The organism is Methanothermobacter tenebrarum, from assembly GCF_003264935.1.
Lineage (GTDB): Archaea > Methanobacteriota > Methanobacteria > Methanobacteriales > DSM-23052 > Methanothermobacter_A > Methanothermobacter_A tenebrarum_A.
The window spans coordinates 42,055-59,134 of the sequence record NZ_QLOE01000003.1 but is presented as its reverse complement, the minus strand read 5'-3'; the positions used below and the strand labels follow the sequence as shown (position 1 = coordinate 59,134).

The 17,080-nt window shown below is 41.2% G+C and carries 16 protein-coding genes; 10 read left to right on the top strand and 6 right to left on the bottom strand.

Annotated elements, in window-relative coordinates:
- Positions 1-13: 13 nt before the first annotated feature.
- Both DPC56_RS03045 and cobK read left to right on the top strand, forming a co-directional pair.
- The gene (locus DPC56_RS03045) at positions 14-2,497 is read left to right on the top strand and encodes a calcium-transporting P-type ATPase, PMR1-type (protein WP_245923867.1); all 2,484 of its coding nucleotides are present in this window, start codon (positions 14-16) and stop codon (positions 2,495-2,497) included.
- On the top strand, positions 2,494-3,279 hold the full coding sequence (cobK, locus tag DPC56_RS03040) for a precorrin-6A reductase (protein WP_112093593.1): 786 nt from the start codon (positions 2,494-2,496) through the stop codon (positions 3,277-3,279). The genes DPC56_RS03045 and cobK overlap by 4 nt, the downstream gene beginning before the upstream one ends.
- Here the strand turns inward: cobK and DPC56_RS03035 are convergent.
- Positions 3,254-4,480 carry a molybdenum cofactor synthesis domain-containing protein gene (locus DPC56_RS03035; protein WP_112093592.1) on the bottom strand — a complete coding sequence of 409 codons (1,227 nt, stop codon included), beginning with the start codon at positions 4,478-4,480 and terminating at the stop codon, positions 3,254-3,256. The genes cobK and DPC56_RS03035 overlap by 26 nt on opposite strands.
- Before the next feature lie 165 nt (positions 4,481-4,645).
- Between DPC56_RS03035 and eif1A the strand changes: the two genes are divergently transcribed.
- The 8 genes from eif1A (at position 4,646) to DPC56_RS02995 (ending at position 12,252) form a co-directional block, all read left to right on the top strand.
- Positions 4,646-4,942 (top strand): translation initiation factor eIF-1A, encoded by a 297-nt coding sequence (gene eif1A / locus DPC56_RS03030; RefSeq protein WP_112093591.1) that lies wholly within the window; start codon positions 4,646-4,648, stop codon positions 4,940-4,942.
- Positions 4,943-4,947: 5 nt separating this feature from the next.
- Positions 4,948-5,739 carry a serine protein kinase RIO gene (locus tag DPC56_RS03025; RefSeq protein WP_112093590.1) on the top strand — a complete coding sequence of 264 codons (792 nt, stop codon included), beginning with the start codon at positions 4,948-4,950 and terminating at the stop codon, positions 5,737-5,739.
- 24 nt (positions 5,740-5,763) lie between these two features.
- On the top strand, positions 5,764-6,330 hold the full coding sequence (locus DPC56_RS03020; protein ID WP_112093589.1) for a KH domain-containing protein: 567 nt from the start codon (positions 5,764-5,766) through the stop codon (positions 6,328-6,330).
- A gap of 155 nt (positions 6,331-6,485) precedes the next feature.
- A complete protein-coding gene (gene top6B / locus DPC56_RS03015) occupies positions 6,486-8,057 on the top strand; it encodes a DNA topoisomerase VI subunit B (protein ID WP_112093588.1) in 1,572 nt (523 codons plus the stop codon).
- Positions 8,050-9,108, top strand: coding sequence for a DNA topoisomerase IV subunit A (locus DPC56_RS03010; protein WP_112093748.1), 1,059 nt, complete (start codon positions 8,050-8,052; stop codon positions 9,106-9,108). The genes top6B and DPC56_RS03010 overlap by 8 nt, the downstream gene beginning before the upstream one ends.
- Before the next feature lie 96 nt (positions 9,109-9,204).
- Positions 9,205-10,218 carry a phosphorylating glyceraldehyde-3-phosphate dehydrogenase gene (locus DPC56_RS03005; RefSeq protein WP_112093587.1) on the top strand — a complete coding sequence of 338 codons (1,014 nt, stop codon included), beginning with the start codon at positions 9,205-9,207 and terminating at the stop codon, positions 10,216-10,218.
- Positions 10,219-10,228: 10 nt separating this feature from the next.
- Positions 10,229-11,074 carry a TIM barrel protein gene (locus tag DPC56_RS03000; protein WP_112093586.1) on the top strand — a complete coding sequence of 282 codons (846 nt, stop codon included), beginning with the start codon at positions 10,229-10,231 and terminating at the stop codon, positions 11,072-11,074.
- Positions 11,075-11,130: 56 nt separating this feature from the next.
- Positions 11,131-12,252 carry an AAA family ATPase gene (locus tag DPC56_RS02995; protein WP_112093585.1) on the top strand — a complete coding sequence of 374 codons (1,122 nt, stop codon included), beginning with the start codon at positions 11,131-11,133 and terminating at the stop codon, positions 12,250-12,252.
- A gap of 97 nt (positions 12,253-12,349) precedes the next feature.
- Here DPC56_RS02995 and hemA read toward each other — a convergent pair whose 3' ends face one another.
- The 5 genes from hemA to DPC56_RS02970 all read right to left on the bottom strand — a co-directional run bounded on the left by hemA (position 12,350) and on the right by DPC56_RS02970 (position 17,072).
- Positions 12,350-13,528, bottom strand: coding sequence for a glutamyl-tRNA reductase (hemA, locus tag DPC56_RS02990; protein ID WP_112093584.1), 1,179 nt, complete (start codon positions 13,526-13,528; stop codon positions 12,350-12,352).
- Positions 13,529-14,155 carry a precorrin-2 dehydrogenase/sirohydrochlorin ferrochelatase family protein gene (locus DPC56_RS02985; RefSeq protein WP_112093583.1) on the bottom strand — a complete coding sequence of 209 codons (627 nt, stop codon included), beginning with the start codon at positions 14,153-14,155 and terminating at the stop codon, positions 13,529-13,531.
- 4 nt (positions 14,156-14,159) lie between these two features.
- On the bottom strand, positions 14,160-14,639 hold the full coding sequence (locus DPC56_RS02980; protein WP_112093582.1) for a methanogenesis marker 9 domain-containing protein: 480 nt from the start codon (positions 14,637-14,639) through the stop codon (positions 14,160-14,162).
- 35 nt (positions 14,640-14,674) lie between these two features.
- Positions 14,675-16,270, bottom strand: coding sequence for a methyl coenzyme M reductase system, component A2 (gene atwA, locus DPC56_RS02975; RefSeq protein ID WP_112093581.1), 1,596 nt, complete (start codon positions 16,268-16,270; stop codon positions 14,675-14,677).
- Positions 16,271-16,358: 88 nt separating this feature from the next.
- Positions 16,359-17,072, bottom strand: coding sequence for an MJ0144 family RNA dihydrouridine synthase-like protein (locus DPC56_RS02970; protein WP_112093747.1), 714 nt, complete (start codon positions 17,070-17,072; stop codon positions 16,359-16,361).
- Positions 17,073-17,080: the final 8 nt, after the last annotated feature.

Sequence of the window (17,080 nt, the reverse complement as noted above, 5' to 3'; positions counted from 1 at the left end):
GGAGCAGATGGAAATCAAAGAAATCCTAGAAGAGCTTGCCACATCCAAGGATGGTCTAAGTTCGGAAGAGGCCAGAAAGCGCTTATCAAAGTATGGTGAAAACGAATTAGTCGAAGAAAAAAAGGAGGGACCTCTCAGATTATTCTTAAACCAGTTCATGGATGTTCTGATAATACTATTAATTGTAGCGGCTTTAGTCTCCTATTTTATAGGCGATTTACTAGACTCCATGGTAATATTATTTGTTGTTGTCGTGAATGCCATCATAGGCTTCATGCAAGAATATCGTGCCGAGAAGGCTATGGAAAAACTTAAAAGTCTCATCGCTACTGAAGCCGTTGTAATACGGGATGGGGAAACGAAAAAAATACCAGCGCGCGAATTAACCATAGGCGATTTAGTAGTGATAGAAGAAGGCGACAATGTACCAGCAGATCTTAGACTCATAGAAACTTCCGAACTTAGGATAGATGAGTCGATAATCACCGGTGAATCAATACCAGTCCATAAAACCCATGAATTGAGCGAAAAAGGGGATAACATCGCCTACATGGATTCAAATGTGGTCTCGGGCCGGGGTAAAGGTGTTGTAATAGCTGTTGGAATGGAAACATCCATAGGTAAAATTGCGGGCATGATCCAAGAAGAGGAGGGTAAAACACCACTCCAGGAGAAAATATCACGTCTGGGGAAGAGCCTCGGATTCATAGCAGTTATTGTATGTTTCATGGTTTTCATCCTCCAATTCTTAAAGGGTATCAACATTGTTGAAACCTTCATGACCGCTGTTTCCCTTGCGGTGGCCTCTGTACCAGAGGGTCTCCCAGCAATTTTAACATTAACCCTTGCACTTGGCATGCAAAAGATGGCGAGAAGCAATGCCATTATAAGAAAACTCCTTGCAGTAGAAACCCTAGGATCCTGCACTTTCATCTGCACCGACAAGACAGGCACTCTAACCCTTAACAAGATGAGAGTAAGAAAACCATTATTAACTTCAAAGGACAGGGCCTTGGAAGTTTGTGCACTCTGTAATAATGCAAGTTTTTCCAATGACAAGGTTATAGGGGATCCTACAGATGCTGCGTTACTTCTCTTTGCACGCGATAATGGTTACATAAGAGAGGAACTTGAAGAAGAATATCCTCGGATAAAGGAAATACCACTTGACAGCGACCGTAAAAGAATGAGCACCATACATTCCTCCACTTCAGGATATTACTTGTTTATTAAAGGAGCGCCTGAGATAATCTTGGAAAGAACCGGTTATATCGAGGAAGAAGGGAAAATAAGAAAATTTAAGGATGCTGACTTGGAATATTGGAAGAAGAAATTAGATGAGATGACATCTCAGGCTCTTAGGGTGCTTGGACTAGCATATAAGCCACTTACTGATCTAGATGATGAGAAGGATCTTGAAAGGGATCTTATTTTTGTCGGTCTTGTTGGTATGATGGACCCACCTAGGAAAGAGGCTGCTGAGGCCATAGAAACTTGTAAAAAGGCTGGTATAAAAGTTGTGATGATAACTGGGGATCATAAAGATACTGCAGTTGCAATTGCCAAGGAATTGAATCTAATGGAGGATGGTGAAGCTATTACTGGTGAAGAATTAGACAAGCTTACTGATGAAGAATTCGAGTCTATGGTAGAGGATATAAGAGTTTATGCACGGGTCTTCCCCCAACAGAAGGTTAGAATTGTCGAAACACTCCAACGTCGTGGTCATGTAGTTGCAATGACAGGAGATGGGGTTAATGACGCGCCAGCACTCAAAAAAGCTGCTATTGGCGTTGCAATGGGGAGTGGTACAGATGTTGCTAAGGAAGCTTCTGATATGGTGCTCCAAGACGACAACTTCGCCACTATCGTAAAAGCAGTGAAAGAAGGGCGTACAATATTTGATAATATAAGACGTTTCGTTAAATTCCAACTTTCAACGAATGTTGGAGCCATCCTCACCATAGTATCATCTTCTGTGATGAACATGCCACTCCCATTCAATCCCATCCAGATCCTCTGGATAAACATTATCATGGACGGACCCCCAGCACAATCACTAGGAGTTGAACCCCCAGAAAGGGATATAATGTCGAGAAAACCGGAAAAAGAAGAGATACTACCCCAGAGGAACTTGCTCCGTATAGTATTAGCAGGTATTATAATGGCAATAGGCACATTAGCCATCTACACATACAAGTTATATTCTGGGGATGAGAATGCAACTACAATAGCATTCACAACATTTGTAATGTTCCAGATCTTCAACGTGTTTAATTGCAAATCACAGGGTGGATTTTCAAATAAACTGCTCTTTTTTGCCATTGCAACTTCATTCATACTACAATTATTTGTCATCTACCTACCACCATTCCAGGGTATATTCCGGACCAAGGCCATTTCAATCATGGATTGGATACTCATAATATTGGTGGCTTCACTCATACTAGTACATGAAGCGATAATTAGGCAGGTTGATAAGAGGAGAAACTTATGAACATTCTCATAATGGCAGGAACCCACGATGCAGTAGAAATAATAAAAAAACTTAAGGAATCCACAGATCATAGGATAATAGCAACCACTACAACAGATTATGGTGGTAGACTAGCCAAGGCTGCCGGGGCAGATAAGATAATGACAGAGGCCCTTAACAAGGCAAGTTTAGCCAAGGTTCTTGAAATTGAAAATGTTGACATTATAATAGATGCAACCCACCCATTCGCCGTGAAAGCCACGGAAAACGCGATCAAAGCCTCTGAAGAGAATTTAACATATTATATCCGTTTTGAAAGGCCAACCCCGAAATTAGATGGGGATATATTGAGAGTTGAATCCTTTAAGGAGGCTGGACGGGCAGCGGCCAAGATCCTGGAAGAGAGGGATGGTAATATCCTACATCTGGCCGGTGTTTCAACACTTAAGGATGTGATTGATCAGGTTGGGACTGAGAATATAGTGGTCCGGGTTTTACCCCATCCACGTTCTATAGAAGCATGTTATAGGATGGGCATACCAGCGGAGCAGATAATAGCAATGCAGGGAACATTCTCAAGAGCCCTTAACAGGGAAATTATGAAGGAATATAATGCGATTGCCGTGATCACAAAGGAGAGTGGAGAAACTGGGGGCCTAATAGAGAAAGTGAAGGCTGCTGAGGATCTTGGGGTTCCAGTTATACTCGTGGACAGGCCATTTATTGAAAAATTGGAGGGTAAACTTGTATTTGATGATATTGATGAACTTCTAGCATTCATTGGGAGAATGGTGAAACTTTAACATTGGAGCCTTCTTCGAGTATCTCCACATTTTTCGGGACCTTAATGTAACCATCTGCATCTGCAAGTGAAGTTATGGCGCCAGAATCTTTCAGTATAGGGTATACTTTATTATTTTCGATTTTTACGAGGGCATAATGTATTCTACCCCTTGATGAATGTAATCTGCGTGCGAGTGGTAATTCTATTGTGCGATGTTCCATTTGGGGTTTGCCTGAAAGTTCCATCAGATAAGGGCGTAAAAAAACATCAAAGATTATCAGGGCAGAAACAGGGAAGCCAGGGAGTCCGAATACAAGTTTATCATCTATTTTACCTATGATGGTGGGTTTCCCTGGTTTTATGGAGATTCCATGGATTATCACTTCACCAATGTCTTCGATTACTTCTCTGAGCATGTCACCGGCTCCGGCTGAAGTTCCACCAGAGGTTATGAGGATGTCACACTCTTGAATACTTTCTTGGATGGTCTTATAAACTTCTGTGTAATCGTCTTTCACAATACCTAGGATTTTTGGTTCGCATCCGCAATTCTTAACTGCAGCAGCGAGACTATGAGAATTCGAATCGAAGATTTTGCCAGGAGTCCAATGATTTGAGGGTTCTATTAATTCGTTCCCAGTTGAGAGTATACCTATCTTTGGTTTGGCTATGACAGGCACCTTGGATATGCCGGCTGCGCTTATCGCCCCAATCTTTTCTGGTGATAATATTGAATTTTTCTTGGCTATGATTTCATTCTTTGGCATGTCTGACCCTCTTGGGGCGATGTGCTGGCCAGGATATGCGCTCCTATAGATTAGTATATTATCATCTTCTTCTTCGGTATATTCGATCATGACTATGGCATCAGCGCCTTCGGGTATTGGGGCTCCTGTGCTTATACGTGAACAGTATCCTCTCCTGACTTTTTTTTGTGGGATTGCACCGGCTTCTATCACTTCGATACACTTTAGGATGCTTGGATTATCTTCAGAGGCGTGAAATGTGTCCTCTGCTTTTAAAGCATATCCGTCCCTAGAAGCTCGATTAAATGGTGGCAGGTCAATTGGACTTTTCACATCCTGGGCTAAGACTCTACCATACGCATACTTTAGGTTTATCTTTTCCACCTTTGGTGGGTGATAAATTTCCTGGAAAAGGCTGCGGATTATACTATGAGCCTCTCTTGTATCTACAAGGTCTAAGAATTCACGGCCCATCCCATAGATCCCTCCAAGATTCCATTTAATTTTTCATTATTCTCCTCCAAGATTGGGAGGGTGTGCCTCCTTCTTTATTGGTAACAATAATTATTTTATAGTATATTATAGAGATATTATATTGTCTTTTTCTAGATAATTAAAGTTGTAGAGGGAGGAGATTATTTGGGTAAAGGTAATACTGAGGAGGTTAGAAGAGTTAGGATACCTAGGAAGGGTGAAATACCTGGGATTGTCGAGCAGATACTAGGTCATGGTAAGTTGAAGGTTATATGTAGTGATGGTAAAACCCGCCTTGGGCGCATACCTGGTAAGATGAAAAAGAGGATATGGATCAGGGAAGGTGATGTTGTACTTGTGAAGCCATGGGAGTTTCAAAGTGATGAGAGGGCTGATATAGTATGGAGGTATACGCGTACCGAGGCTAATTGGCTTGAGAGAAGGGGTTACTTGAATTTATAGAGTAGATGGTTGAATTGTCCGCTGATAAGAAGGATAAGACCTTCCACGAGGTCGATTCTGCATTGGAAAGGTTGAAATCCGAGAAGCGCCTTAAAGGCGTGGAGGATAGGCGTGTTGCAAGCGAAGTCTTTGATAAAAGGACACTTGAAGTTCTCTATAAGTTGTCAAATACTGGTTATCTCGCTATTCTTGATGGGGTTATAAGCACTGGTAAGGAGGCTAACGTTTTTAAGGGCTTGGATGATAATGATAATTTTGTAGCTGTTAAAATTTATCGTATTGCAACTTCTGATTTTAGGAAAATGCAATATTATATCCAAGGCGACCCGCGTTTCAAGGTTAAGATGAGCAACAAGAGGCAGATAGTCCATACTTGGGTGAACAAGGAATTCAGGAACCTTAAAAGGGCATATGAGAACGGTGTTAGGGTTCCAAAGCCGTTTGTTTCAAGAGAGAATATTCTAATAATGGAGTTTATAGGTGACATAGAAGGTAACCCTGCACCAACATTAAGGGAGGCCCCACCCCTATATCCTGAGGAGATGTTCAATAAGATAATATATTATATGAGGTTATTGTATAGGGAGGCCAGGCTAGTTCATGGGGATCTTTCAGCATTTAATATTCTCAATTTTGATGAGGAGCCTGTTATCATTGATATTTCACAGGCTGTGGTGGTTGATCATCCAATTGCAGGAGAATTACTTGAAAGGGATATTAGGAATATTAGTAGGGATTTTAAACGTTTTGGTGTTTCATCAACTCCCCAAGAGATCAGGGAGAAGATAATAGATTAACCTACACCTGTGAGGTGTGTCCAAGTGGCGGCAGAAGAATACTTGAAAATTCCAAAAGACAGGATAGGGGTTCTCATCGGGAAAAAAGGGGAAGTTAAAGAGCGTATAGAAAGGTTAACACAGACTAGGCTTAATATTGATAGTGAAACGGGTGCCGTGACTATAATACCTGAGGAGAAGCTTGATGATCCTCTTTCCCCTTGGAAGGCGCGTAATATTGTCAAGGCCATAGGTAGGGGTTTCAATCCAGAGATTGCAATGCGTCTCATACACGACAATGTAACCCTTGATATTATAAACATACCAGATTATGTGGGCAAATCCAAAAAGGCCATAGCAAGACAAAAAGGTAGAATAATAGGACGTGGTGGTATAACACGCCAAATAATCCATGACATGACAGGTGTTGACATTTCAGTTTATGGTAAAACAGTTGCATTAATAGGCGAGTTCGAAAATCTTATGGTTGCAAGAGAAGCCGTTGAAATGCTCCTTAAAGGGGCCAGACACAAGTCTGTATACTCCTTCCTCGAAAAAAAGAAACAAGAACTAGAAATGAAAGAGTTTGAAGAGCGGGTTAATATAAGATAAAATCAACAAAAATCCACAATTTTAATAAAAGGTCTCTTTAAAATACTCAAAAGATATTAACGAAAACCCTATTTTATAATCGCTTGATATATATGGTACGAATTATAATATAATCTATAAGGGAATAATTCTAAAAGTTGAAGGGAGGCTACTTTTTGGAGAGACAAGCAGGAGAACTATTTGAAGAATTTCAAGAACTTACCGCATCAGAATTCTTCCGTAAAAACAGGCAAATGTTAGGTTTCTCGGGTAAGATAAGATCCCTTACCATGGTATTCCATGAACTAATAACAAATAGCCTTGACGCCGCCGAAGAGGCTGGCATACTCCCCCATATAAAAATAAACTTGAAAAGAGTTGGCAAAGACCATTACATCCTAGAACATATGGACAATGGCCCGGGTATACCAGAAGATTACATCCCCAAAGTTTTTTGCACAATGTTTGCAGGTTCAAAATTCAGAAACATCCAATCAAGGGGGCAACAAGGCCTCGGATGCAGCGGCTGCGTACTACTATCCCAGATGACCACAGGAAAACCAGCCACTATCATATCAGCATACAAAGAAGACGGCGAACTCAAAGGAGTTAAAATGTCCCTAAAAATGGATGTGAAAAAGAACAAGGGACTAATTCTCGAAAAAGAAGAGGTCAACCCCAATGGGACGGGAGTATACGTAAAACTCCACTTCAAAGAAGTTTCATATTCACTTTCAGAACAAGGAGCCTACGAATATATCCGGAGGACCATGATAGGAAACCCACACGCCCAGATCACATTCACAGACCCCGCAGGAAGAAAATACGTATTTAAAAGAGCCTCAAACGTCATACCCCCACTACCAAAGGAAATACTACCCCACCCAAAGGGTGTAACAGCAGACGACCTAATATTCATGGCAAAACACACAGACAAAAGACGCTTCAGAAGCCTACTCACAAGCTCACTCTCCAGAATGTCCACAAAAAAGGTCAAAGAACTCGAAAAACTAACAAACATAGACTTTAACAAAAGACCAAGGGACATGACATGGGAAGAAGCCGAAGAAATAGTAGAAGCCTTCAAAAAAATGGACTTCATGGCCCCGCCAACCAAAGGGCTCATACCAATAGGAAAAGACCAAATAGAAAAAGGCATGAAAGAAATACTAAGCCCAGAATTCGTAGCAGCCACCACAAGAAGGCCCCTAACCTACAGGGGTGGTGTGCCATTCATAATAGAAGCAGCCGTAGCATATGGCGGTAAAGCAGGTAGGCTCGTCGGTGAACAACGGAAAACCGAGATAATGAGGTTCGCGAACCGCGTGCCGCTCACATTCGACCAGGGAAGTTGTGCACTAACCGAGGGGGTTAGAAGTCTTGACTGGAAAAGATACGGTATAAGAGACTTCGAAAATGCACCACTCACAATCTTCGTAAACATAGTATCAACCAACGTACCATACCTCTCAACAGGAAAACAAAGCATAGCCCCAGAACCCGAAATATTACAAGAAGTTAGACAAGCCACAATGCAAGTAGCCCGCAAACTCCAGAAACATATAAGGGCTAAAAAAGCGGCTAAGGAAGAAGCTAAACGGGCCAAAGTCTTCGAAACATACATCCCTATTATAATGAGGGAAGCGGCGCTCTTAGCAGAAAAAGAAGAACCAGATTATAAACCTCTACTTAGAAAAGTGACAAGAAGAGCGAAGACAGAACTCCTAGGTGAATCAGATGATGAATAGAAGGGAAATAGCACTACAAAAGCTCAAAGGCTTAGGCGAGATGATAATAGAAGATGTCACCAAAGATAAGGTGCCAAGGATAAGAGTACCTTCAAGGAGCACATCTAATATCATATATGATGATAAAAAGCGCCACTACATCCTAGGCGAAAAATATGGTATCAGATCCATGGGAAACGTTAAACAGATAAAAAAGATAGCCCAGATGTTATACATAGCCAATTTCTGCAAAGATCTTGTCAAGAGAAACAAAACAGCAACTCTGAGGGAATTATATTATGTCTCGGAAGGTTGGGATGTTGACTTCGCAGACCAACAAGAGTCTAATATAATAGGCGAAGACCTTGAAGTCACCTTGGGAATGACCCGCGAAGACCTTGGACTACTACCAGAAGAAGACGGCGCAGCAGTATACGGAGAATTAACAGTAAGGGAAGGCGACATTGAAATAAACGCCTTGAAGGCTGGTAAATCAGGTTATACCATACCACCAACCATCGACGAAGTAGAATTCGTTGACCATGACGTTGAAAGGGTTATAGCAGTCGAAACCATGGGTATGTACCATCGTCTCGTCCAAGAAAAGGCCTACAAAAAATTCGATTCACTCATTGTAGGATTAAAAGGCCAGGCTGCAAGGGCAACAAGAAGATTCCTCAAAAGAGTGAACGAAGAATTAAACCTACCAATATATATTTGCAATGACGGAGACCCATGGGGATTCCACATAGCCATGGTAATAATATCAGGGAGCGCTAAACTAGCCCATGTAAACCATGAATTAGCCACTCCAGATGCCAAGTTCCTCGGAGTGACAGCAACCGATATAATAAATTACGATTTGCCAACAGACCCCCTGAAGGATATAGACATTCTAAGACTCAAAGAACTCCTACGTGACCCCCGTTACAAGGACGATTTCTGGAAAAGAGAAATCAAGAAAATGTTAAAGATAGGTAAAAAGGCCGAACAACAATCATTTTCAAAATATGGTCTCGAGTATGTTGTTGACACATATCTCCCAGAAAAATTGGATGAAATAGAAACCTAAATACTTTACTCTTTGGAATCCAGAAGAAAAGATTATATCTGAATCAAAAAATAGAATTTTCACATGTCATCCCACGGGATGGGGGAGGTTATAAAGATGGTATCTGTAGCTATAAATGGATATGGGACCATAGGTAAAAGGGTGGCTGATGCTGTAGCCGCCCAAAAGGACATGAAGATAGTTGGTGTGAGCAAAACAAGACCTGATTTCGAGGCTAGAATGGCCCTTAAGAAAGGGTATGACCTCTATATAAGCATACCTGAAAGAGAAAAACTATTTCAAGAAGCAGGCATCGAAATAAGCGGTACAGTTGAGGATATGATAGATGAAGCAGATATAATCGTAGACGCGACGCCAGAGGGCATAGGTGCTAAGAACCTTAAAATGTACAGGGAAAAGGGCATAAAAGCAATATTCCAGGGAGGAGAAAAACACGAAGATATAGGATTGTCCTTCAACTCCTTCACAAACTATGATGATTCCCTTGGAGCAGACTATACAAGGGTAGTATCATGTAATACCACAGGCCTTTGCCGAACCCTAAAACCCATAGATGATCTCTGTGGTATAAAAAAGGTTAGAGCTGTTATGGTGAGAAGAGCAGCAGACCCAGCCCAAGTTAAAAAGGGTCCGATTAATGCTATCGTGCCAAACCCTCCAACAGTACCATCACACCACGGCCCAGACCTTAAAACAGTCATGTACGGTATTAACATTAATACAGTGGCTTTACTAGTCCCCACAACCTTAATGCACCAACACAATATCATGGTAGAACTTGAAAACCCAGTTGATATAGAAGAAATAAAAGAAGAACTTAACAAAACATCTAGGGTTATGCTAGTAAAAGCGAGTGAAGGTCTCGCATCCACAGCAGAGATAATGGAATATGCAAGGGAGTTAGGCCGTCCACGCAACGACCTCTATGAAATTGCTGTATGGGAAGAATCCCTTAATATAGTGGATGGCGAATTATATTATATGCAGGCCGTGCACCAGGAAGCTGATGCGGTACCAGAGAGTGTAGATGCTATAAGGGCCCTATTAGAACTTGAAGAGGATAACAAAAAGTCTATAGAGAAGACAAATAAGGCTATGGGGATCCTCTAAAAGGAGTCCGATGATCAACATGATAAGGTTAGGCCCAGCAGGTAACCCAGTTAATTATAAAGGAGAATCCAGTAAAGTCTGCAGTTATATCCGGGCCATGAACCTTGATGCTTATGAGTACCAGGCCACCTATGGTGTTAGGGTAAGTGAAAGGATCGCCGAGGGTATCAAGGAAGATTCTAGCAAGAATGATATCATAGTGTCAATCCATGCACCTTATTATATTAATCTTTCCTCTCCTAAGGATGATGTGCGTGAAAGGTCTATTGAACGGTTAATGCAAGCTGCAAGGGCCGGGGAATGGATGGGAGCCTACAGGATAGTATTCCACCCCGGCTTCTATTCTGGTCAGGATAAAGAAAAGGCCCTTAAAGTTTGTGAAGAGTCTATAAGTTTGCTTTTAGAAGAAATTGAGGCATCTGAGATCCGAGATTTTTGTTTCGCCCCGGAGACTACTGGTAGAATATCCCAGGTTGGAAGTTTATCTGAGATTATCGAAATCTGCCAATCATTTGATAATTTCGAACCAACAATTGACTTCGCCCACATATATGCCAGGAGGAGGGGAGCGCCCAAGGAAATTGAAGATTATATGAACATACTCAACCTATTAGAGGATAATCTAGATATCGAGCATTTACATTGTCATTACACTAGAATCGAATATACGGATAAGGGGGAGAAGAAACATCACAGCTTGGATGAGAAAGACTATGGACCCCCTTTAAAGCCAATACTTTATGCTCTCATCGAAAAAGGTTGGGATTATACGATAATTTGTGAGACGCCCCATAGAGATCTTGACGCCCTCAAAATTAAGGAAATCTTGATGGATATATCAAGTGGGAAAATATAATATATTAGTAGTTTCCTTAGCATAGTATAGGAAAAAATTTTATTCTCGGTGATGCGGTGAAATTTAGTAATATTGTCCATGACTCACAGACCAAAGATAACAAAACCCCTAAAAGAATAGTGAAACCAGAGAAAAAAGCGAAACTAGTGGTATTGCAACCAGTAGGGTACCCCTTCGTTTGTAGTCTTATTGAAACGCCTAAAATAGAAGTTATCAATAATGAACTTTTTGAATTATACGCAAGAGAACAATGGGAGGGGTTCCTGGTAACTGAAGGCTCATACCTATTTGACCAGAGACTATTACCAGACTATGCATTCAAGATTATAAGAGCTTACCCAGATAATTCAAAGATTAACAGAAATACGTCCATCGTATTAATAGAAACAAAGAACATTGAGGATTTCCATGAAGTCCGCAGCAACGTTAGAATGGATGATGTTATAGGACAAGAGCATGCTAAGATGAAATGTAAGATTATAATGAAGTATCTTGAAGATCCGGAAAACTTCAAGGAATGGGCTCCAAGGAACGTGTTATTTTATGGCACGCCCGGAACTGGTAAAACAATGCTAGCAAAATCTCTAGCCAATGAATTAGACGTCCCATTATATCTTATAAAGGCAACAAGTCTTATAGGAGACCATGTAGGGGATGGTGCCCGTCAAATCCATGAATTATATGAACTTGCTTCAAAGACAGCCCCATCAGTCATTTTCATAGATGAAATAGACGCTATAGGATTAGATAGAAAATACCAGTCTATAAGGGGTGACGTATCAGAGATAGTGAACGCACTCCTCACAGAAATGGATGGTATAAACGAAAATTATGGGGTAGTCACAATAGGAGCCACCAATAACCCATCTCTACTCGATAGCGCCCTTAGAAGCCGTTTCGAGGATGAAATAGAGTTCACACTCCCAACAGAGGATGAGAGAAGGGAAATGATAAAAAGATACATGGAGACCATGCCACTCAAAATAGAATATCCCATCGAAAAACTAGTGAAATTGACGAAGGGCATGTCAGGGAGAGACATAAAAGAGAAGATATTAAAGAATGCTCTCCACCAGGCCATAGCCGAGGACTCAGATACTATAACAGAGAAACATATAGAAAAGATATTTAGAGATAACAATAAAAAGGCCAAGGAACCAAAACACATGTTCGCATAAAAGATCAACCCCCACTTTACGAGACCTTTTCTTATGGTTGAGAGGTTCCCTTTTAAAGGAGTAGCCCCCATTGAGAACACATAAATACGGAAATTAGTCAGTTAAATAATTTTTCACAAGCTTTTATAAGTTCCTCGTCGTCTTTTTCAGCAGCTTCACGTAACCTTGATACTATGTCATGGAATATTTTATTTACTATGGATCTTGTAAGATCCTCTATTATTTTTTCTTCACCTTCTATTTTGCCCAGCTTTTTTATTGCCTTTTTTGTTTCCCTTACTCTGATTTCTTCCATTTTTTTACGTATTTTTGAAATGAGTGGTTCTATTTTTTTATATTTAAGTGAATTGACTAATAATTCTAGTTCTTCTTCTATGATCTGCTCTGCTTTTTGCGCTTCTTTTTCACGTTTTCTACGATTTTTTTCCGCTATGCCTCTCAAGTCGTCGATATTGAATAATTTTATCCCTAGTTCTTTGACCTTTTCTTCTATGTCTCTTGGGTTTGCTATGTCTATCATTGTAACAGTATCACGTCTTTCTACTGGTATGGCCTTTTTCACTCTTTCATGGGTTAATATGTAGTGTGGAGCTGCTGTTGCACTTATAACTACATCCGCATCTGATAGTGCCTCGTCTAATTTGTCGAATTGGATTGCATATCCTCCAAGTTCTTCTGCAAGTTTAACTGCTCTGTCATATGTCCTGTTAGCAACTACTATGGCCCTTAATTGTTTCTCTGCCAAAGCCCTGGCAACTAGTGCGCCCATTTCCCCTGCTCCGATCACGAGGACCTTTTTACACTTTAGGTCTCCTTGGACTGATTCAGCAAGTTCTACCGCGGCGGAGCCTATGGAAATTGACCCTTTGTTTATTTGAGTCCTGTTACGGACCATTTGCCCCACGTGCACGGCCTTGTTGAAGATCATGTCAAGGATGGGGCCGCATGATCCTCTTTTTAATGCAGCTAACCTGGCTTCTTTTATCTGGCCCAGTATCTGGTCTTCGCCTATTATCATGGACTCTAATCCTGCTGCTAATCTTAGCAAGTGTTTGAGTGCATTTTGCCCTTCTTCTCTGATTATGTTTGGGTGATTTATAGCTGGGGTGGGTTCTTTAACTATAAGGTAGTGTTCTATCCTGTTACATGTTTTGATTGGGATGTGTTCTTTTATATTCCCTTTTAGTTCATCTAATATTTCATCGAGTATTTTGTCTGCCTTTTCTATCCCCTCAATGTCTGCTATTTTATGATCTACTCTAATATTTAGTATCAGCTAGGATACCCCCAGATGCTCGATGAGGGAGTCCACATATTTTTTAGCCTCTTCTAGGTCCTTATTCTTTAAGTGGAGTTGGATTTTATTGTCTTTGGTTAGACTATAGAGTATTCTGCGCCTTTTCTTTTGATCTGGGATGATCTTCTTAAGTTTGCGGCGTGCATAATCTTGTAATCTTATCTGGAGGATGTCCTCCTCCGTTATCGCGTCCTTTATTTTGTCTCGTATGGCACGGGCCATTATTGGACTTTTACCATGAGTTGATATTGCTATTCCCACGTCATCAGTTGAGAACGTGATTGGGACGATCAGATTCCCATCTTGGGGTTTGTCGGCTCTGTTTAAGAGTTTCCCTGATGAGAGGGATGCTACTTTCTCGTTTAGTGTTGGATCTCCACTTGCGGTTATGATAATATCCGCCCATTTGATTAGCTCTTCCATTTCTTCTAATGGCTTGTATATGATGCCCATCTCTTCGAGACGGGGTTGTATGTTATCCCCACAGATTATTACTTTGGCTCCGGCTTCTCGGAACCTTATAGCTCTTCTAGTAGCCACCTCCCCCGAACCTAATATGAAAACTTTTTTACCATCCAATTTTAAAAATAATGGGGTCCATGGCATTTTTTCATCCCTGTTCGAGGGTTTTCATCCTAAGTATTTTCATGGCTGTTCTCAGGTCGTTTTTGGCTTGTATTAGGGCTTCTCTCGCATCTTCCATGGTGACGTTGAAGGCTTCCGCGAGGGCTTTTATATCTTTTTTATCGATTATCTCCGCTTTTCCGACCAGTCTTTTGGCTAGTTCTTTCTTGAGTTCCATGTATTCGTCGACTGTCATGTTGATTTTTTTCATGACTAAGTCTCTGAAAGGGCAGGGTTTGGATGGTTTACAGCACCATACCAAGGATCCGAAACAGGTACCTTCACCTTCACCTAGTCTTGTTTTTTTGGCGAATTCTTCTTTTATTGCTATGTATTCTTGGGGTGTTAAGCCCGCATCTTCTAGGGCATATAGTATGGGGCAAGGTTTGATTGGGGGACAGCAGAATGCTAGCGCTCTTTTGTCTCCGCCTCTGCAAACGTGTGAAGGTGCATCGTCCCATCCCAAGGGTAATCCTCCTGATAGAATAAAGAGAAAGCGTATTATTCTTCTGTTAACATTTTCTCTTTTTCGGGTGGTGTGAGTTCTGTGACTATCTCTTTTGGATCTCCTGTCTTGATTATTTTACCGGCCCTCATTAGGGATGCTCTATCACATACATCTAGCACGAAATCCATGTCGTGTGATATTACTAGGAATGTCTGGTTTAATTCATCTCTCGCCCTTATTATAGAATCTGCAACATGTACCCTTGTTATGGGGTCCATGGTACCTGTGGGTTCATCTAGGATGACTATCTTAGGTTCTTTGATCAGGACCTGGGCTAGCGCGACCCTGTGGCGTTCACCACCACTTAATTCATCCGGGAATTTTTCTAATAGGCTTTCAGCGTAGGATTCGTCGAATCCCACAGCCTTTAGGACGTAAATTGCCTTCATTTTAGCGAATTCTGCGGGTAATTCCAAGCTTATGGCCTCTGTGAGGTTGCCTAAAACTGTCCTGTGGGGGTATAGGCTGTATTCTTGGTGTAATATGCCAAGGTATGGTGTTACTCTTCCACGTCCGAGGGGTCCTTTTTCTGTCATGTCAATCCAATCGTCTCCGAGTCTGACACATACTTCCCCGTCACTGGGTTCTGTTAATCCGAAGAGTATTCTTGAGAGGGTTGTTTTACCTGCGCCACTTAGGCCCACTACTCCGAATATTTCACCTTCATAGACTGTTAGGTCTACGCCGTCAACTGCTTTAACAACTCCACGTTCGATGGAATAATAATGTTTTTTAACATTTCGCATGATTATTAGCGGCTCTGCGACCTCATATTCCTTCACCCTTTCGGGGGCGGGTACTTGTTCCATGAATTTAGCCACTATATCCTCTGGGTCTCCTTCTTCGACTATTTCTCCTTTGTCGATCCATATTAGGTGATCTGATAGGTCTTTTATGACCTCTGGCCAATGTGATGTTATGACCATTGTTATGCCTTTTTCCTTCACGCCTTTGATGAGGGCGTCGTGTACGAGTTCTGCTGTTTTAGGGTCGAGTGTTCCTGTGGGTTCGTCTGCAAGGAAGATCATGGGGTCCTTTGCAAGTTGTCTTGCGAGGACGACTCTTTGTTTTTCACCTCCACTTAGGTCTCTGGCGACGTGGGTTACCCTGTGGGTCATCTGGGTCATCTCTAATAATTCGAGGGCTTTGTAGATTTTTTCTTCGTAGTCGCCTTCTGGTATTGCTCTTGTTATGTTGTCGATTACTGTGTCGTCTTCGTATAATGCGAAGGTTCTCTGGAGCATTATTGCGCTTCGTCTTCTGATTGCGTTGAATGTTTTCTTGTCGGTGTTCCAAAAATCAACATCTTTTAATTCTAGGGTGGCGCCGCATTTGCATTCTTTACCTTCATATGATGGGGGTTCGATGTGTAGACATTCTGGACAGATTGCGACAGTATATATGACCTTTCCTTTAGTAGGTTTATATTCTTTCATGCCACGTAGCATGTTAATGAGCACTGATTTCCCAGCACCACTTCTACCTAGAATACCGAGCACCGTCCCCTCCTCTATTTTTATACTGAGATCTTTAATAGCTTCTCTTCCCTTAAAGGTTTTCGTAACATTTTCTAGTGTTATAAAAGCCATGTAATCACCCTTTTTATGTGGATTGGATAGGTAAATATGATAACCTAATTATATTAGATATTAAACTTTATATTAAAAGTTTTTTTGGTCATAATAATGATAGGTTAAATGATAATTTTCCATTCATAGCGGCCCTTGCGATGGATATGCCATCCGCACCTGCGTTTAACATTCTTCTGGCAGACTCTAAATCCCTTATAGAATTATTACCTATCAAAGCAGCATGTTCTATCACCTTACTCACTCTATTTACTAGTTTAAGATCCGCATAATTAAAACCAGGTTTCATAGCATCTAAATGGATATAATCCACTCCACTGTTATCCAAAACTTTGGCGATCTCCAATTCATCAACCCCTGGTATGTTACCCCTTATCTTGACTGAAACCTTTGAATCAGATTTTTTTGCAACTTCCTTTGTGAAATCTTCCAATCTTTCAGGGTTCATTAAGAGTGCTTGGCCGCAGCCAATACTTGTAAGCTCCTCTTGACGGCAATGTGCATTTATCTCCACAACATCGACTTCTTTTATCCTTGAAATTTCTATAACAGGATCTGGTGAAACCGATCTTAAATTGACAGATACCATAACATCTGCATTGTTTTTTATCAGAGAAGCTTCTTCTTGGATTATAGTTGGTAATTCATCAGCACTAAAATCAAATTCCAATCTTCCTCTTTCTATTATCTTCTTGGCGGCTCTTACTGTTGGTTTATCAGCGTTGTACCCGCCTAAAGTGACCATGTTAAAACCATAAGGGATGAGCTTGAGGCAAAACCTTGCATTAGAAATACCGGCCATGGGAGCTA

Coding starts and splice junctions, on each gene's coding strand:
- DPC56_RS02985 (WP_112093583.1), bottom strand. CDS start 14,155: ATGCCATGGACCCCATTATTTTTAAAATTGGATGGTAAAAAAGTTTTC.
- DPC56_RS03025 (WP_112093590.1), top strand. CDS start 4,948: ATGGTTGAATTGTCCGCTGATAAGAAGGATAAGACCTTCCACGAGGTC.
- atwA (WP_112093581.1), bottom strand. CDS start 16,270: ATGGCTTTTATAACACTAGAAAATGTTACGAAAACCTTTAAGGGAAGA.
- DPC56_RS03000 (WP_112093586.1), top strand. CDS start 10,229: ATGATCAACATGATAAGGTTAGGCCCAGCAGGTAACCCAGTTAATTAT.
- DPC56_RS03035 (WP_112093592.1), bottom strand. CDS start 4,480: ATGGGCCGTGAATTCTTAGACCTTGTAGATACAAGAGAGGCTCATAGT.
- DPC56_RS03010 (WP_112093748.1), top strand. CDS start 8,050: ATGAATAGAAGGGAAATAGCACTACAAAAGCTCAAAGGCTTAGGCGAG.
- DPC56_RS02970 (WP_112093747.1), bottom strand. CDS start 17,072: ATGGCCGGTATTTCTAATGCAAGGTTTTGCCTCAAGCTCATCCCTTAT.
- DPC56_RS03005 (WP_112093587.1), top strand. CDS start 9,205: ATGGTATCTGTAGCTATAAATGGATATGGGACCATAGGTAAAAGGGTG.
- cobK (WP_112093593.1), top strand. CDS start 2,494: ATGAACATTCTCATAATGGCAGGAACCCACGATGCAGTAGAAATAATA.